This window comes from Mycobacterium sp. (assembly GCF_002863225.1).
Classification (GTDB): domain Bacteria; phylum Actinomycetota; class Actinomycetes; order Mycobacteriales; family Mycobacteriaceae; genus Mycobacterium.
The window spans coordinates 73,258-89,590 of record NZ_PKEK01000026.1; the positions used below are offsets into that span (position 1 = coordinate 73,258).

Here is a 16,333-nt window from a genome sequence, read left to right on the forward strand (position 1 = left end):
ACAATCCCCTCCGATGTTCACGCCGTACACATGCTAATGTTCACACCGTACACTTCCTCTCCGAGAAGGGTCAAGCGTTGGCGACCTTGAAGACCGGTTATCACCACGGTGACCTGCGAACGGCACTGATCGACGCCGGGTTACACCTCACCCAGACCGGCGGGCCGGAGGCGCTGACCATTCGGGAAGCGACTCGGCAAGTGGGGGTTTCGCCGAACGCCGCCTACCGGCACTTTGTCGACCGCGAGGCGCTGCTGGGCGCGGTGGCGACGGCGATTCAGCATCGGATGGCCGCGCGAATGGCACGTAGGCATAGCGCGGGCGCCGCCGAACGGTTACGCGCGGTGGGCCTGGGCTACATCAAGTTCGCACTCGACGAACCCGGGTGGTTCACGGTGGCGTTCTTCAGCGCCGACCCGGTAGGGCTCAACGAGGAGACGGCCAGCGCACCACCGTATCTGGCTCTGGTGGATGTGCTCGACGCGATGGTGGAGGACGGGACACTGTCTCCCGATCGCCGCGCGGGCGCGGAGTGGCCGTGCTGGTCGGCAGTGCACGGGTTCGCCGAGTTGGCGTTGCGCGGCCCGTTGCGGCACGCCAGCCGCCGCGAAGTGGACACCCTCGCCGCGCGCACGGTCGACGACATCATCGCCGGGCTGATGCACCGAGCCTGAAAGCAACCACAGGCGGACGGGAACGGGCTAGCGTCGACCCATGAAGCGCTGCATTGCCGGAGGATTCGCTGTCCTACTGGTCAGCCTCGGACTGGTCCACTCAGCGCCACCGGCCCGGGCCGGCTGCATACCTGCCCCCGGCGTGATCAACAAGTGCGACGGGCCCGTCCAGCCCGATGGCACCTGGCAGCGTTGCGTGATGACGACTCATCTGTCGTATCAGGGCGCCAGCTCATTCCTGATACCCGAGAAGAGTTGCGACACGATCGGGCCCGGTATGGGCGACCCACCCGGGCACATCGACTGAGCTGAAGGCCGACTGCGCATCTGGCAGCGCCTTGGCCGCGAGTACTTCCGAGCCGAGAAACGGCCACTCCACGTCCGTCATGCGAACATGCTGCCGACGGACACCAACACCCGACGACCGTGAATACGACGACGCGACACACCGCGCGGGCGTCGCGAGATTCACGCTCGGCGTAGGAATTACAGCCGCTCGATGATCGTGACGTTCGCGGTGCCGCCGCCTTCACACATCGTCTGCAGGCCGTAGCGCCCGCCGGTGCGCTCCAATTCGTTGAGCATCGTCGTGAAAAGCTTTGCCCCGGTTGCACCTAACGGGTGACCGAGCGCGATCGCGCCGCCGTTGGGGTTCACCTTTTCCGGATCCGCCTTGATCTCTTTGAGCCAGGCAAGCACCACCGGCGCGAACGCCTCGTTGATCTCGACGGTGTCGATGTCGTCGATGGACAGCCCGGTCTTCTCCAACGCGTAGCGGGTGGCCGGGATCGGCCCGGTGAGCATGAACACCGGGTCGGCCGCGCGGGCGCTGATGTGATGGATACGCGCCCGCGGCGTCAGGTTGTGATCCTTGACCGCCTGCTCGGAGGCCAACAGCACCGCGCTGGCTCCGTCGGAGATCTGGCTGGCCATCGCGGCGGTCAGGCGGCCACCTTCGACCAACGTCTTGAGGCCGGCCATCTTCTCCAGTGACGACTCACGCGGACCTTCGTCGACCCGGAACGGACCGTGTTCGGTTTCCACGGTGATGATCTCGTTGTCGAAGTGGCCGCCGCGGATCGCGCCGAAGGCGCGCTCGTGACTGGTCAGTGCGTACCGCTCCATCTCCTCGCGCGACAGGTTCCACTTCTCGGCGATCAGCTCCGATCCGCGGAACTGTGAGATCTCCTGGTCTCCGTAGCGGTGCAGCCACTGCTTGGATTCGTTAGTCGGTGACGTGAATCCGAACTGCTCGCCGACGATCATGGCCGACGAGATCGGGATCTGACTCATGTTCTGCACGCCACCCGCGACGATCACGTCCGCGGTGCCCGCCATGATCGCTTGGGCGCCAAAGGAAATAGCCTGCTGGCTCGACCCGCACTGCCGGTCGACGGTGACACCGGGGACCTCTTCGGGGTAGCCGGCAGCCAGCCAGGACAACCGGGCGATGTTGCCGGCCTGCGGACCGATGGCGTCGACGCAGCCGGCGATCACGTCCTCGACGGCGGCGGGATCGATGTCCACTCGGTCGAGCAGTCCACGCCACCCGAGCGCGCCCAGGTCGACGGGATGCACGCCGGCGAGCGACCCGTTGCGCTTGCCCACCGCAGTGCGGACGGCATCGATGACGTAGGCCTCAGACATGATGATCAGACTCCTTCTTTGGTAATTCCACCTAGGACGATCGCGAGATATTGCTGACCCACCTGCTGCGCGGTGAGCGGTCCGCCGGGCTGATACCAGCGCACCGACACCCAGGTGGTGTCACGAATGAATCGGTAAACCAGATCGACGTCGAGGTCGGGCCGCAGGTAGCCCTCCTCGATGCCCTGATGCAGGACATCGACCCACATCTTGCGCTGTTGCTTGTTCAGGTCTTCCAGGTAGGAGAACCGTGGCTGAGGCAGCAGTCGCTTGGCCTCGTCCTGGTAGATGACAACCTGGGCGTGGCGATGCTCGATGGCGTCGAACGACGCCATGAACAGCCCCTTGAGCCGCTCCAGCGAATTCGGTTGAGTGTCAACGATTTCCTGATAGCGAGCGAACAGCCAGTCCATGAACTTTCGCAGGACCTCGTCGACCATCTCCTCTTTGGACGCGAAGTGGTGATACAGGCTGCCGGAGAGAATGCCCGCGCTGTCGGCGATGTCGCGGACGGTGGTCGCGCGCAACCCGCGCTCGGCGAACATCGTCGCGGCGAGTTCCAGCAACTCGTCGCGACGACTGTTCGGCTGAGGCGGTTGGGTCATGGATGCTGACTCGACACTGAAATCACTTCTCCAGTCAGGTAACTGGAGTAGTCGCTGGCAAGAAACGCGATGGTCGACGCCACCTCCCACGGCTCGGCGGCCCGACCGAACGCCTCGCCGGCCGACAGCTGATCGAGCAGTTCGGGCGAACTGGTCTTGTCGAGGAACTTGTGCCGCGCGATGCTCGGCGACACGGCATTGATCCGCACCCCGTAGTCGACGGCTTCGATTGCGCTGCAACGGGTAAGCGCCATCACGCCGGCCTTGGCGGCCGCGTAGTGGGACTGCGAGTGCTGCGCACGCCAGCCCAGCACGCTGGCGTTGTTGACGATGACGCCGCGGTGGTCCGCGTCGCGGAAGTACCGCAGCGCAGCACGGGTCGTGCGTAACACCGAGGTCAGCGTGACGTTGAGAACGCGGTCCCATTCCTCGTCGGTGATGTCGACCACCGGCGTCTGACCGCCGAGTCCGGCGTTGTTGACCAGGACGTCGAGTCGGCCGAGTCGCGCGGTCGTCGAGGAGATCAGCGCGTCGACCTGAGCGGTGGACGTGACGTCGCAGACCACGCTCTCCACCCGGCCCAGGCCCAGGGCGATCAGCTCGTCGCGCGTCTCGCCGAGCCGTCGTTCATGGTGATCGGAGACCACCACGTCGGCACCTTCGACAAGAGCACGTCGAGCGGTCGCCGAGCCGATGCCGGTGCCTGCCGCAGCCGTGACGACCACGACCTTGCCCTGCAGAAGTCCGTGTCCGGCAACTTCTTTCGGCGCAACGGCCAGTGTCATCGAGCCTCCCTCGGTAAGCCGAGCACCCGCTCGGCGATGATGTTGCGCTGAATCTCGTTGGAGCCGCCGTAAATGGTGTCGGCCCGGGTGAACAGGTAGAGCCGCTGCCACTCATCGAAGTCGCCGCCGGCGAGCACCAGTCCCGCCTTGCCCCGGATGTCCATCGCAATCTCACCGAGGTCGCGATGCCAGTTGGCCCACAACAGCTTCGAGACGTTATCTTGACCGGGCTGCTCCACGTCCATGGTGGCCAGCGCGTAGGACCGCATCGCGCGAAGCCCGGCCCACGAGCGGGTCAGCCGCTCCCGGATCAACGGATCATCCGCGGCGCCAGTCTGTTTGGCGAGATCGACCACCGAGCTGAGCTCGCGGGCGTAGACGATCTGCTGACCAAGGGTCGACACGCCACGCTCGAAGGTCAGCGTTCCCATCGCGACCCGCCAGCCGTCACCGGGTTCACCCACCACCAGGTCGGCGTCGGTGCGGGCGTCGTCGAAGAACACCTCGTTGAATTCGGAGTCCCCGGTCAACTGCACGATCGGACGGACATCCACGCCGGGCTGGTCGAGCGGCACCAGCAGATACGACAGGCCCGCATGCCGCTTGGAGCCCTTCTCGGTGCGTGCCACCACGAAGCACCACTGCGCCCAGTGCGCCAGCGACGTCCACACCTTCTGGCCGTTGATCACCCATTGGTCGCCGTCGAGCACGGCGGTGGTCGATACGTTGGCCAGGTCGCTGCCCGCGCCCGGCTCGGAGTAACCCTGCGACCACAATTCGGTGACGTCGAGAATGCGCGGCAGGAAGCGCTGCTGCTGCTCCGCGGTGCCGTAGGCGATCAGCGTCGGACCGAGCAGTTCCTCACCGAAGTGGTTGATCTTGGCAGGTGCATTGGCAAGGGCGTATTCCTCGTAGAAGGCCACCCGATGCGCCACCGACAGGCCGCGGCCGCCATGCTTTTCCGGCCACCCCAGACACGTCAGACCGGCCTTTGCGAGATGCTGGTTCCACGCCCGCCGTTCTTCGAACGCCTCGTGTTCGCGACCGGGACCACCGAGCCCCTTGAGAGCGGCGAAATCGCCGACCAGGTTCTCGGCCAGCCAGTCGCGGACCTCGGCCCGGAACTCCTCGACGCCTTGCACCCTAGTAGGCTAACCTACCAAGCACTTGCTTTGTTAGCCCGGCAGCGAACTTCTCCTGCCAGCGGCGATAGCGATCAGCACCCTGAGGGAGTTCGATGTCGAGCCAACCGCAGACCATTCCTGCGGCGCTGGACCACATCGCGCGCGAACTTGCCGACCACGACGCGCTGGTCACCGAGGATCGGTTGTTCACCTTCGCCGAATTGCGTGCCGAGGTCCGCCGTGCGGCGGCGGCCATGATCGCCCTGGGCGTCACCCCCGGTGACCGGGTGGCGATCTGGTCGCCGAACACCTGGCACTGGGTGGTGGCCTGCCTGGCCACGCACTACTGCGGCGCCACTGTCGTTCCGCTGAACACCCGCTACACCGCCACCGAGGCGGCCGACATCCTGGCCCGCACCAAGGCTCCGCTGCTGGTGGCCATGGGTGCGTTCCTCGGCGCAGACCGCGTCGCCGACCTCGACCGCTCGGCGCTCCCCGACCTCCGGCACATCGTCCGGGTGCCCATCGACGGCGACGACGGCACATGGGACGAGTTCGTCACCCGGGGGACCGACCTGGCGGCGGCCGACGCCCGCGCTGCCGCCGTCCAGCCCGATGACATCTCCGACGTCCTGTTCACCTCGGGCACCACCGGCCGCAGCAAGGGCGTGCTGTGCGCGCACCGGCAGTCACTGGCCGGGTCGGCCTCGTGGGCGGCGTGCGGCAAGATCACCAGCGACGACCGCTACCTGTGCATCAACCCGTTCTTCCATAACTTCGGCTACAAGGCCGGCATCCTGGCCTGCCTGCAGACCGGAGCCACCCTGATCCCGCAGCTCACGTTCGACGCCGAGCAGGCGTTGCGCGCGGTCGCCGAACACCGGATCACCGTGCTTCCCGGCCCGCCGACGATCTACCAGACCCTGCTCGACCATCCATCACGCGCCGACTACGACCTGAGCTCACTCCGGTTTGCGGTCACCGGTGCGGCGACCGTGCCCGTCGTGCTGATCGAAAGAATGCAGAGCGAACTGGATTTCGACATCGTGCTGACCGCCTACGGACTCACCGAGTCCAACGGGATGGGCACGATGTGCCGCGCCGACGACGACGCGGCCACCGTCGCCAACACCTGTGGCCGACCGATCGCCGATTTCGAGCTGCGGATCGGAGATGAGACCGGCGAGGTGCTGCTGCGCGGACCCAACGTGATGCTCGGCTACCTCGACGACCCCGATGCCACCGCCGCCGCCATCGACACCGACGGTTGGCTGCACACCGGCGACATCGGAAAGCTCGATACCGCAGGCAATCTGCAGATCACCGACCGGCTCAAAGACATGTACATCTGCGGCGGTTTCAACGTCTACCCCGCCGAAATCGAGCAGGTGCTGGCCCGCCTCGACGGCGTGGTGGACTGCGCCGTGATCGGCGTGCCTGACCAGCGACTCGGCGAAGTCGGACGGGCGTACCTGGTGGCGCGGCCCAGTGCCGGCCTCGACGAGAAGTCGGTGATCGCTTACACGCGCCAGTATTTGGCGAATTTCAAAGCTCCACGTTCGGTGAGGTTTGTCGACGTGCTGCCCCGCAACGCGGGCGGCAAGGTGGTCAAACCGCTACTGCGAGAGATGGCGTAATGGATCTGCACTACGACGACAAGACGCTGGCGTTTCAGCGTGAGGTGCGCGAATTCCTGAGTTCACACCGCGATGCGTTCCCGACCCGGTCTTACGACACGGCAGAGGGTTTCGAACAGCACCGCCGATGGGACAAGGTGCTTTTCGACGCCGGACTGTCGGTGATCACCTGGCCGGAGAAGTACGGTGGCCGAGACGCGAGCCTGCTGCAGTGGGTGGTCTACGAAGAGGAGTACTTCCGCGCCGGCGCGCCCGGCCGGGCCAGCGCCAACGGCACCTCGATGCTCGCTCCGACCTTGTTCGCGCACGGCACCGACGAGCAGCTCGATCGGATACTTCCGAAAATGGCCAGCGGAGAGGAGATTTGGGCCCAGGCGTGGTCGGAGCCCGAGTCGGGTAGCGACCTCGCCTCACTGCGGTCGACGGCGACCCGCGCTGACGGCGGTTGGCTGCTGAATGGCCAGAAGATCTGGAGCTCACGAGCACCGTTCGGCGACCGGGCATTTGGATTGTTCCGCTCTGATCCCGAGGCCCAGCGCCACAGCGGACTGACATATTTCATGTTCGACCTGCACGCGGACGGGGTCACCGTCCGACCGATCGCCCAACTGGGCGGCGACACCGGCTTCGGCGAGATCTTTCTCGACGACGTCTTCGTGCCCGACGCGGACGTGATCGGCTCGGCAAACGACGGATGGCGGTCGGCGATGAGCACGTCGAGCAACGAGCGTGGCATGTCGCTGCGCAGCCCGGCCCGCTTCCTGGCCTCTGCCGAACGGCTGGCCGAGGAGTGGAAAGCCAACGGCAACGGCTCTTTCGGCGATGAGGTAGCCGATGCCTGGATCAAGGCCCAGGCGTACCGCTTGCACACCTTCGGCACCGTGACACGGCTGGCGGGTGGTGGCGAATTGGGCGCCGAGTCCTCGGTGACCAAAGTGTTCTGGTCGGACCTCGACGTGGCAATTCATCAGACGGCACTGGAGATCCGCGGTGCCGACGGCGAACTCGCCGACGGATGGACCGACGGGCTGCTGTTCGCCCTGGGCGGTCCGATTTATGCCGGCACCAACGAAATCCAGCGCAACATCATCGCCGAGCGGCTGCTGGGTCTGCCTCGGGAGAAGGCCAAATGAGATTCGACCTGGACGAGCAGCAGCGCGATTTCGCCGCCAGCATCGATGCGGCGCTGGCGGCTGCGGATCTGCCGGGCGCGGTGCGCGCCTGGGCCGGCGGCGACACCGGACCCGGCCGCAAGGTCTGGGCGCGGCTGGCCGACCTCGGGGTCACCGCACTGGCGGTGCCCGAGCGGTTCGACGGCATCGAGGCACACCCGGTCGATCTGGTCGTCGCGCTGGAACGTCTCGGCCGCTGGGGCGTGCCCGGTCCGGTGACCGAATCCATCGCGGTGGCACCGGTATTGCTGGCCGATGACGAGCGGAGCGCGGCGCTGGCCTCCGGTGAGTTGATCGCCACCGTCGCACTGCCGCCGCAGGTGCCGCGCGCCACCGACGCCGACACCGCCGGCCTGATTCTGCTGACCGGTTCGGACGGGACGGTCAGCGAAGCGAAGGCCGGTGAGCAACACGAATCGGTGGATCCGAGCCGAAAGTTGTTCGACGTCAACGCAACCAGTACGACATGGCGGGCCGACGTGACAAAAGCCTACGAATTCGGCGCGCTGGCCACGGCCGCCCAGTTGGTCGGAGCCGGGCAGGCGTTGCTGGACGCGGCGGTCGACTACGCCAAACAGCGCTCCCAATTCGGCCGGGCCATCGGCTCCTATCAGGCGATCAAGCACAAGCTGGCCGACGTGCACATCGCCCTCGAGTTGGCCCGTCCGCTGGTGTACGGCGCTGCCCTGTCGCTGGCGGACTCGTCACCCGAGACGGCACGAGATGTCAGCGCCGCCAAAGCTTCCGCGTCCGATGCCGCGCTGCTCGCCGCGCGATCGGCGTTGCAGACGCACGGCGCAATCGGCTTCACCGCCGAGCACGACCTGTCGCTGTGGCTGCTGCGGGTGCAGGCTCTGCGGCCGGCCTGGGGTGACCCGGCCGCACACCGGCAACGGGTTCTGGAGGCACTGGCATGAGCTCATCCGACGAACGAGAACTGCTGCGCGAGACGGTTGCCGCGCTGGTCGCCAAGCACGCATCCCCCGCGGACGTGCGTGCGGCGATGGAATCCGAACGCGGCTATGACGAGTCACTGTGGCGACTGCTGTGCGAACAGGTCGGCGCGGCCGCGCTGGTCGTGCCTGAGGAATTCGGCGGCGCCGGAGGCACTCTCGGCGATGCGGCCGTCGTCGTCGAAGAACTCGGCAGAAATCTGGTGCCCAGCCCCCTGCTCGGCATCACGCTGGCCGAACTCGCGTTGCTGGCCGGCGACGAACCTGACACCGATGCGCTGGCCTCACTTGCCGAAGGTACGGCGATCGGTGCGGTGGTCTTCGACCCGGCGTACGTGGTCAATGGCGACATCGCTGATGTCGTCGTGGCCGCGGTCGAGGGCCGGCTCGACCGGTGGACCGGCAACACCGTCGAGCCGACCACCTCGATGGACCCCACTCGCCGGCTGGCCGGGCTGCGTCCGGGAGACGCCACGCCGCTGGGAGCCGACCCGGGATTGGCCGATGCGGCTGCGATCCTGCTGGCCGCCGAGCAGGTCGGCGCGGCGACGAGGTGCCTTGAATTGACCGTCGATTACACCAAGGAGCGCCAGCAGTTCGGCCGGGCGATCGGCAGCTTTCAGGCGCTCAAGCACCGAATGGCCGACCTGTACGTCGCGGTGCAGGCGGCTCGCGCTGTGGTGACCGACGCCGCCGAGGCACCTTCCGCTACCTCGGCCGCCCTGGCACGTGTCGCAGCCAGCGAGGCGTTCAGCAAGGTTGCCGCCGAAGGCATTCAGTTGCACGGTGGGATTGCGATCACCTGGGAACACGACATGCAGCTGTATTTCAAACGCGCACACGGTAGTTCGCAACTGCTGGGCCCGCCGCGCGATGCCCTGCGCCAACTGGAATCCGAGGTGTTCTCCGCCGACAACGACGCCGAGAGCTTGGCTCGTTGAAGCTGAGCAGAGGGCGCAGCCCGATGAGGAGGAGCTGGGCTGATCTAGCCTGGACTTCATGACCGATGGGGTCGCGCTACGCGCCGGGGTGCCGCCGTTCTACGTGATGGACGTGTGGCTGTCGGCTGCCGAGCGGCAGCGCAGCCACGGCGATCTGGTGAACCTGTCGGCCGGCCAGCCGAGCGCCGGCGCCCCCGAGCCGGTACGCGCCGCCGCCATCGCAGCCCTGGAACGCAATGAACTCGGCTATACCGTGGCGCTGGGCATTCCGGAGCTGCGCGCCGCGATCGCAGCGTCCTATCTCGACCGTTACGGCGTCGAGGTCGGCGTCGACGATGTCGTGGTGACCACGGGGTCTTCCGGCGGCTTCCTGCTGGCGTTCCTGTCCTGTTTCGACGTCGGCGACCGGGTGGCGGTCAGCAGCCCGGGCTATCCCTGCTACCGCAACATCTTGTCCGCGCTGGGGTGTGAAGTGGTGGTGATCGAATGCGGCCCGGAGACGCGGTTCCAACCGACCGCGCGGATGCTGGCCGAACTCGATCCGCCGGTGAAGGGCGTCGTGGTGGCCAGCCCGGCTAATCCGACCGGAACAGTCATCCCGCCCGAGGAGCTCAGCGCAATCGCGGCCTGGTGCGAAGAGGCCGACGTGCGACTGATCAGCGACGAGGTCTACCACGGGTTGGTGTACCCGGGCTCGCCGCAGACTAGTTGCGCGTGGAGCACGTCGCGAAAAGCGTTCGTGGTCAACAGCTTCTCGAAATACTTCGCGATGACGGGATGGCGACTTGGCTGGCTGCTGGTGCCGGGCGAGCTGCGTCGCGCGGTGGACCGGCTGACCGGGAACTTCACCATCTGCCCACCCGTACTGTCCCAACGGGCCGCGGTCGAGGCGTTCACGCCGCAATCGGTTCACGAAGCCGAAGGCCACCTGCAGCACTACTCCAGCAACCGGGCGGCGCTGCTCGACGGCCTCCGGCATGTCGGCATCGACCGACTGGCACCGACCGACGGGGCGTTCTACGTCTACGCCGACGTATCGGATTTCACCGACGATTCGATGACTTTCTGTTCAAAGTTGTTGGCCGACACCGGAGTTGCCATCGCTCCCGGCATCGACTTCGATCCGGATCGGGGCGGCGCTTACGTACGACTTTCGTTTGCGGGTCCCGGAGAAGACATCGACGAGGCTCTGCGGCGGATCGGAGCGTGGCTGCCGAATCTCGGTCAGCGCTGAGCCAGCTCGGCGACGCGCTGCGCGATGCGTTCGGCATCGGAGTACTCCCGCGCATGATCTTTGACCAGCCGGCCGTCGATTTTGTGCACCACCCCACCGACCACGACCGTGTCGACGTTCGTGCGATCCATCTGTAGCACGACAGTGCTGTAGGGATCCAACACCGGTGCGGTCGAGGGGAATCGGGGGCGAAGGATCACCAAGTCGGCTTGCTTGCCCGGGGCCAACGATCCGGTGACGTCCTCCAGGCCGAGCGCTTTGGCGCCGTTGATGGTCGCCCACGTCAGCGCATCCTGCACGCTCGGCGGATCATCGACCGCACGGGCCATCAGATATGCCAGCCGCATCTGGCTGAACATGTCGGTCGGACTGGTGACTTCGACGTCGACGCTGAGGCAGAGATTCAACCCGGGGGTGGCCAGCGCCTCAGCGATCATGGGAAGGCCCAACTTCATCGCCATCTCCACCACCGGTGCCACGGACAACGAACCGCCCGAATCGGCCATGATTCGAAGTTCCTCTGGCCCAAGGCCGTTCCCGTGCACATACGTCGTCCGGGGTAGCAGCGCGTCGAGCCCGCGCAGCCAGCTCGGCGTGACGCCCGGCCGAACGTGATGCGCGGTGCGCAGACCCAGATCGCGCGCGACCGTCGCGTTGTGCCGGGCGGCGTGATCGTCCCCGTTGGGGATACCAAGTGCCATCGTGACCAAAGCTGAATCATCGGCGAGCAACTCCCGACGCACCCGCGCCACGTCGGCAGGGTACGAGGCGCCATGCCGCTGTACGAATGACCGCGGCAGGCCGTAGGCGAAGACAGCTCGCAGACCCGACGACTGCAACGCGCCGACAACGGCGTCGGTGCGCTCCGGCAGGTCGTTGATATCCGAGGTGTCTTGGACGGTGGTGATGCCGGCATCCAAGGACGCACTGGCAGAGAGTGCTTCGCTGACACCCAACTCATGCGGCGTGAGGTGCGGCGCTATGCCGAACAGGATGCGTTCGAAGTAGCCGTCCAGAGTGGACTGCGGCAGGAGACCACGCAGCGATCCCTCCCACATGTGCCGGTGGGTGTCGACGAAACCTGGCACGACGATGCAGCCCGATGCGTCGATCACCTGTTCGTCGGGGGCCGAGCGGTCCTGCAGGTCGGTTCCGACGTCGGCGATGATCGTGCCGTCGATCAGCACATCCCCGGGAATTCGATCCGGCACATTCGGGTCCATGGTCAACACAGTCCCGTTTTTCACCAACATGCGCTGCCCTCCTAGCCGCATCTTTGTCAGGCCGAAACCGCGGCGATCCGGGCCTCGAGCACCGCGCGGTCTCCGGTGTCGTCCACATTGAGACCGAACCGGTCGGCCAGTGTGTCGACAACTGCTGCGGCATCGGATAACTCGACCTTCTCGGTGCCGCTGCCGTGGTGGATGGACAGGTTACGGCCGGACAGGTTGCATCGTCCGTCATCGGTCACCAGCGAGGCCATCAGGGTGGCGACGAAATGCGACGACGGATGGGTGGAGACGTACCAGCTGCCCACCAGCAGGTCGATCGGCGGCGCCGTTTTGGTGGCGAACTCGTAGAGCGACTGCCACTCGCCGCGGATCTCGGCCTGCAATACGACCGTGTCGCCGCGGTTCTGCAGCCGATACGGCTCATGTGCCGTCTGTTGGATGCTGCCGGTTTCCAGCCGAAGCGGTGACGTCGGCGTCTGCCCGCCGAAACCCACATCGACGAGGAAGAGTTGGGGCGCGCGCGGCGGGGCGACCCCCAACAGAGTGTGGGTCTGCGCCGGCACGGGGGACCCCGGCGGCGCGGCCCAGACCACCCGGGCAGCGAAACGCCGGACCCCGAATCCCAGTTCCTCGAGCACGTAGCCCATCAAACCGTTGTGCTCGTAGCAGTAGCCCCCACGGCGGCGGTGAACCAGCTTGTCGACCAACGCCTCCGGGCTCAGATCGGCGACGGGTACACCCAGCAGCGGATCAAGATTTTCGAACGCGATCGCGCCGACGTGCGCCGTGATCAACTCCTGCAGGACATCGAGGGTCGGATCCGCGGCGCCGACGTAGCCGATCCGCGCGAAGTATGCGGCCAGATCCAGCGTCATATAGGCAATTGTGGACCAACGGTGATCGGGGGCCGTGACGCGGGCCGACGCAGTGCTCACCGGCGATGCAACGCCTTCGAGGCCCAGCAGAGGGGTCACCGGGGTTAGCATCCGGACATGGCCTTGCAGATCTCCGACCGCGAGCGGGCCGCGCTTGCCGACCTCGGCCAGTTTCCGCTGCTGGCCGCCATGACGGGCCGCCGGTCGCGCCGATTCCCGGTCGGTGGCCGGATTCCGAGCGGGGCATTGGCCTACACCAGTCGCAGGCCCGTTCAGCCGCTTTCGGAAGTCGAACGAGCTCTGCTGATTGCCGTCACCGGCGGGGTGACGGGCTGGAACTTCGGGATCACCCACCACCCGTCTTACGCGCCGGCACTGCCCAACTACTCGGGGACTGCGACCGGCCGGACGTTTCCGTCCGCAGCGGGATTTCACACCAGTCAGCTGTTCTTCACCGACGACACCGGTACCTATCTGCTGCCCAGCCGAGACGAGCCACCACGTCAGTTCGACAGCATCGAATCATGGATCAGCCACACTGCCGATTCGTACGTGCGGATCTCGGATGCCCGCCTCGAACTGCCCAGGGAAGAGCCCTACATGGAAGGCCACAACACCTGGATCGGCAATCACCCCGGCAGCCTGCTGGCCTTCCCGGCGGCCGACCTGGCCGAGCACCTGATGGAAAACCTGTGGTTCTTCGCAGCCAACGGCTACCCGATCACCGATGACATCAACGGCCGTAATATCGCTGGCGTGGAACAGTTTTCGTCGCTATCACACGCCGATGACCCACTGCCGCTGTCGTTCGTCGAGCAGTACACCATCACCGAAGCCAGCGCCGAGCTCGCGATTGCCGCCAACAACGGGGTGTTGGCGCTGCAGGCGATGGGTCTCGGCGGCTGGACTTACGACGGACTCGACCGGCTGTCGGTGTTGGGCGGTTCGGGCGATCCGCGCGCACCCGGAATAGGCTTCGTCGCCGATCAGGACGACCGCTGGCCCTTCCCCAATGTCACCGGGTTGCCCGGCTATTTCGAGACGCTCAGCCCGCCGCATGTGCCGTCGATCGAGGCCGGTGTCGAAAAGCTGGCCGCTCGAAAGTTCGGCCCCGGTGGGCCCTTCGACCCCGATACACCGGGCCCATGGTCAGACAACGCGAAGGTGCGCGGCTCGGCGCTACCGCCGGAAGGCATCCAGGAGGTGGTGACCGCCGAAGCGTCCTATATCTACGAGACGTTCGGCAAGCTGCCCGGCACCATGCCGACCGTGCACGTACTGATGTATTTGCAGGCACAGCATCTCGACACTGACTTCTACGACGATCTGTTCGGCCCGGGGGCTTACCTGAACACCCACGCCGAGCACCAGGCCCATTGGCACTAGGCCGGGGCGCCTCGGCCGATCCTGATTCCGACCGGCGCATAGCGGTCCGGATCGGCGACTTCCCAGTCCGAACGCCAACTCGGCGGCGCATGGTTGAGCAATTCACCCGGCTCGAGCCATTCGTAAAGCTCGGCGTAGGAACGTTGTTCGGTAGGCGATGTCCTTTTTCGGAGCATCTGCGGGTTGAGCATCGACAGGTCCGAGACACCCATTGAAGCCATCATCCGCATTGCTGCCGCGACGGTTGCGCGTTGGTAGTTGTACACCCGCTCGCCCTTGTCGGCGACGTCGAGAGCGCGGGCCCGGCGCGGGTCCTGGGTGGCCACGCCGACCGGGCAGTGATTGGTATGGCAACGCTGGGATTGAATGCAGCCGGTCGCCATCATCATCGACCGCGCCGAGTTTGTGTAGTCGGCACCCTGGATCAGACGCTTGACGATGTCGTTGCCGGAGGCGACCTTGCCGCCGGCGCCGATCTTGATCCGGTCCCGTAAACCGGTGCCCGTCAACGCGTTGTGCACGATCATGAGTCCGTCGGTGAGCGGAAGTCCGATGTTGTCTTCGTATTCCAGCGGTGCGGCCGCGGTGCCACCCTCGGCACCGTCGACGACGATGAAGTCGGGCGTCACATTCTCGGCCAGCATGGCCTTGCAGGTCGCCAGCACGTCGATTCGCGAACCGACACAGAGCTTGAAGCCCACCGGCTTTCCGTCGGCCAATTCGCGCAACCACGCGACGAACCGGATGAGTTCACGCGGTGTGGTGAATGCCGAATGCGCAGCGGGGCTGACACATTTCTCCCCGACCGGCACCCCCCGATAATCGGCGATCTCTTTGGTGACCTTGGCCGCCGGCAACACGCCACCGATGCCGGGCTTGGCACCCTGGCTCAGCTTGATCGAGATGCACTTGACCAAGGGATGAACGGCTTTGGCCGCAAACGTCTCTGGATCGAACCGCCCGTCTGCGGTGCGGGCGCCGAAGTAGCCCGAGCCAAGTTCCCAGATGACATCGGCGCCGCCCAGGTGGTACGGAGTCAGTCCGCCCTCGCCGGTGTCGTGGGCGAATCGCCCCTTGCGGGCACCGTCGTTCAAGGCGCGCAATGCATTGGCCGACAACGCGCCGAAACTCATTGCGGAGACATTCATCAGCGCCATGTCGTAGGGCTGCGTGCAATCCGGTCCGCCGACCCGAACCCGGAACGGCTCCGCGGGTGGCTCCAATGGCCGCGCCGAATGCACCAGGTACTCATAGCCGATTTGATCGATGTCACGCTCGGTACCGAAAGCGAGTTCGGCGGCGGTGCCTTTCGAACGTTCGTAGATCAGCGACCGGACGTCGCGGTCGAACGGGCGGCCGTCGAAGTTACGTTCGATGAAGTACTGCTGCAACTCCGGACGCAACGCCTCCAGCAGAAACCGCATGTGTCCGAGGATCGGGTAATTACGCAACAGGGAATGCCGGCGCTGAACGAGATCGTAGATCCCGAGTGCAGCGAGGATCCCGATCAGCGCTGCCGGAATCCACCAGATCCACGTCGTCGCGATCGCCCAAACCGCCGACGCCGTCGCGAGGACGGCCAGCACCCCGACAATGGCAAACCGGATCAACGCTGCCCGCCTCTCGCGAATCCCTTTTCCCGCCGAGCGTAGCGGTAGCGACAAACCTCGGACGTCAGTAGTTCACGCGAAAGCCACCGATCAGCGTGACGGTGTTGCCATCCGGATCAAGCAGCGTCGACAGGCGCACACCCTTGTTGGCCTCGACAATCTCACCGGGCCGCAAGCCGCGCTGCCGCAACTGCGCGATGTGCTCCTCCAGGTCCGGCACGGCAAAGTTCACGAACGACGAACCGGCACAATCCTGATTGGCGAACACCTGGACCCATCCGCCCGGCACGACCTGCCACTCCACCACCGTGGGCATCGGGTTGTTGTCGGGCGCGCGTCCGAACAGCGATTCGTACCAACTCCGACTGGCGTCCAGGTCGCTGACCGGCACCGCCGATAACACATGCTCGATTGCCACGTCTTTCCTCTCGATCGGTCTCCCAGGACAGACCCGTCGC

16 protein-coding genes are annotated in these 16,333 nt (G+C 65.9%); 8 read left to right on the forward strand and 8 right to left on the reverse strand.

Features of this window, described 5'->3' with window-relative positions:
• Positions 1-77 precede the first annotated feature (77 nt).
• Together CYU59_RS06670 and CYU59_RS06675 are read left to right on the forward strand one after the other, a co-directional pair.
• A complete protein-coding gene (locus CYU59_RS06670) occupies positions 78-674 on the forward strand; it encodes a TetR/AcrR family transcriptional regulator (protein ID WP_292980666.1) in 597 nt (198 codons plus the stop codon).
• Between the two features lie 40 nt (positions 675-714).
• Positions 715-981 carry a hypothetical protein gene (locus CYU59_RS06675; protein WP_292980669.1) on the forward strand — a complete coding sequence of 89 codons (267 nt, stop codon included), beginning with the start codon at positions 715-717 and terminating at the stop codon, positions 979-981.
• Positions 982-1,160: 179 nt separating this feature from the next.
• Here CYU59_RS06675 and fadA6 read toward each other — a convergent pair whose 3' ends face one another.
• Genes fadA6 through ipdE1 form a run of 4 tightly spaced genes read right to left on the reverse strand, consistent with a single transcriptional unit; the run spans position 1,161 to position 4,853 of the window.
• Positions 1,161-2,321 (reverse strand): steroid 3-ketoacyl-CoA thiolase FadA6, encoded by a 1,161-nt coding sequence (gene fadA6, locus CYU59_RS06680; protein ID WP_292980671.1) that lies wholly within the window; start codon positions 2,319-2,321, stop codon positions 1,161-1,163.
• A 5-nt stretch (positions 2,322-2,326) separates the two neighbouring features.
• Positions 2,327-2,926: a TetR family transcriptional regulator KstR2 gene (gene kstR2 / locus CYU59_RS06685; protein ID WP_292980674.1), complete on the reverse strand. Its 600-nt coding sequence runs from the start codon at positions 2,924-2,926 to the stop codon at positions 2,327-2,329.
• A complete protein-coding gene (gene ipdF, locus CYU59_RS06690; RefSeq protein ID WP_292980677.1) occupies positions 2,923-3,711 on the reverse strand; it encodes a (5R,7aS)-5-hydroxy-7a-methyl-1-oxo-2,3,5,6,7,7a-hexahydro-1H-indene-carboxyl-CoA reductase in 789 nt (262 codons plus the stop codon). Before ipdF ends, kstR2 begins: the two co-directional genes overlap by 4 nt.
• Positions 3,708-4,853 (reverse strand): acyl-CoA dehydrogenase IpdE1, encoded by a 1,146-nt coding sequence (gene ipdE1, locus CYU59_RS06695; protein ID WP_292980680.1) that lies wholly within the window; start codon positions 4,851-4,853, stop codon positions 3,708-3,710. The genes ipdF and ipdE1 overlap by 4 nt, the downstream gene beginning before the upstream one ends.
• Before the next feature lie 95 nt (positions 4,854-4,948).
• On the opposite strand from ipdE1, the gene fadD3 reads away from it, so the two are divergent.
• Genes fadD3 through CYU59_RS06720 form a run of 5 tightly spaced genes read left to right on the forward strand, consistent with a single transcriptional unit; the run spans position 4,949 to position 10,772 of the window.
• Positions 4,949-6,472 (forward strand): 3-((3aS,4S,7aS)-7a-methyl-1,5-dioxo-octahydro-1H-inden-4-yl)propanoate--CoA ligase FadD3, encoded by a 1,524-nt coding sequence (fadD3, locus tag CYU59_RS06700; RefSeq protein WP_292980683.1) that lies wholly within the window; start codon positions 4,949-4,951, stop codon positions 6,470-6,472.
• Entirely contained in the window at positions 6,472-7,605 is a 1,134-nt protein-coding gene (locus tag CYU59_RS06705) for an acyl-CoA dehydrogenase family protein (protein WP_292980686.1), read from the forward strand. Before fadD3 ends, CYU59_RS06705 begins: the two co-directional genes overlap by 1 nt.
• Positions 7,602-8,561, forward strand: coding sequence for an acyl-CoA dehydrogenase family protein (locus CYU59_RS06710; RefSeq protein ID WP_292980688.1), 960 nt, complete (start codon positions 7,602-7,604; stop codon positions 8,559-8,561). Before CYU59_RS06705 ends, CYU59_RS06710 begins: the two co-directional genes overlap by 4 nt.
• Positions 8,558-9,538, forward strand: a complete 981-nt coding sequence (locus CYU59_RS06715) for an acyl-CoA dehydrogenase family protein (RefSeq protein WP_292980690.1) — start codon at positions 8,558-8,560, stop codon at positions 9,536-9,538. The genes CYU59_RS06710 and CYU59_RS06715 overlap by 4 nt, the downstream gene beginning before the upstream one ends.
• Before the next feature lie 58 nt (positions 9,539-9,596).
• Positions 9,597-10,772 (forward strand): pyridoxal phosphate-dependent aminotransferase, encoded by a 1,176-nt coding sequence (locus CYU59_RS06720; protein ID WP_292980693.1) that lies wholly within the window; start codon positions 9,597-9,599, stop codon positions 10,770-10,772.
• Here the strand turns inward: CYU59_RS06720 and CYU59_RS06725 are convergent.
• Together CYU59_RS06725 and CYU59_RS06730 are read right to left on the reverse strand one after the other, a co-directional pair.
• A complete protein-coding gene (locus CYU59_RS06725) occupies positions 10,763-12,025 on the reverse strand; it encodes an amidohydrolase family protein (RefSeq protein ID WP_292980696.1) in 1,263 nt (420 codons plus the stop codon). The two genes, CYU59_RS06720 and CYU59_RS06725, sit on opposite strands and share 10 nt — an antisense overlap.
• Positions 12,026-12,051: 26 nt before the next feature.
• Positions 12,052-12,879, reverse strand: a complete 828-nt coding sequence (locus CYU59_RS06730; protein ID WP_292980699.1) for an arylamine N-acetyltransferase — start codon at positions 12,877-12,879, stop codon at positions 12,052-12,054.
• Between the two features lie 117 nt (positions 12,880-12,996).
• Here CYU59_RS06730 and CYU59_RS06735 point away from each other — a divergent pair, with 117 nt between their 5' ends.
• The gene (locus CYU59_RS06735; protein ID WP_292980702.1) at positions 12,997-14,265 is read left to right on the forward strand and encodes a hypothetical protein; all 1,269 of its coding nucleotides are present in this window, start codon (positions 12,997-12,999) and stop codon (positions 14,263-14,265) included.
• On the opposite strand, the gene CYU59_RS06740 is transcribed toward CYU59_RS06735, so the two are convergent.
• Together CYU59_RS06740 and CYU59_RS06745 are read right to left on the reverse strand one after the other, a co-directional pair.
• Positions 14,262-15,875, reverse strand: a complete 1,614-nt coding sequence (locus tag CYU59_RS06740) for an FMN-binding glutamate synthase family protein (protein ID WP_292980705.1) — start codon at positions 15,873-15,875, stop codon at positions 14,262-14,264. The genes CYU59_RS06735 and CYU59_RS06740 overlap by 4 nt on opposite strands.
• A gap of 64 nt (positions 15,876-15,939) precedes the next feature.
• Complete coding sequence (locus CYU59_RS06745; RefSeq protein WP_292980708.1) at positions 15,940-16,293, reverse strand: VOC family protein; 354 nt, start codon at positions 16,291-16,293, stop codon at positions 15,940-15,942.
• Between the last annotated feature and the right edge of the window lie 40 nt (positions 16,294-16,333).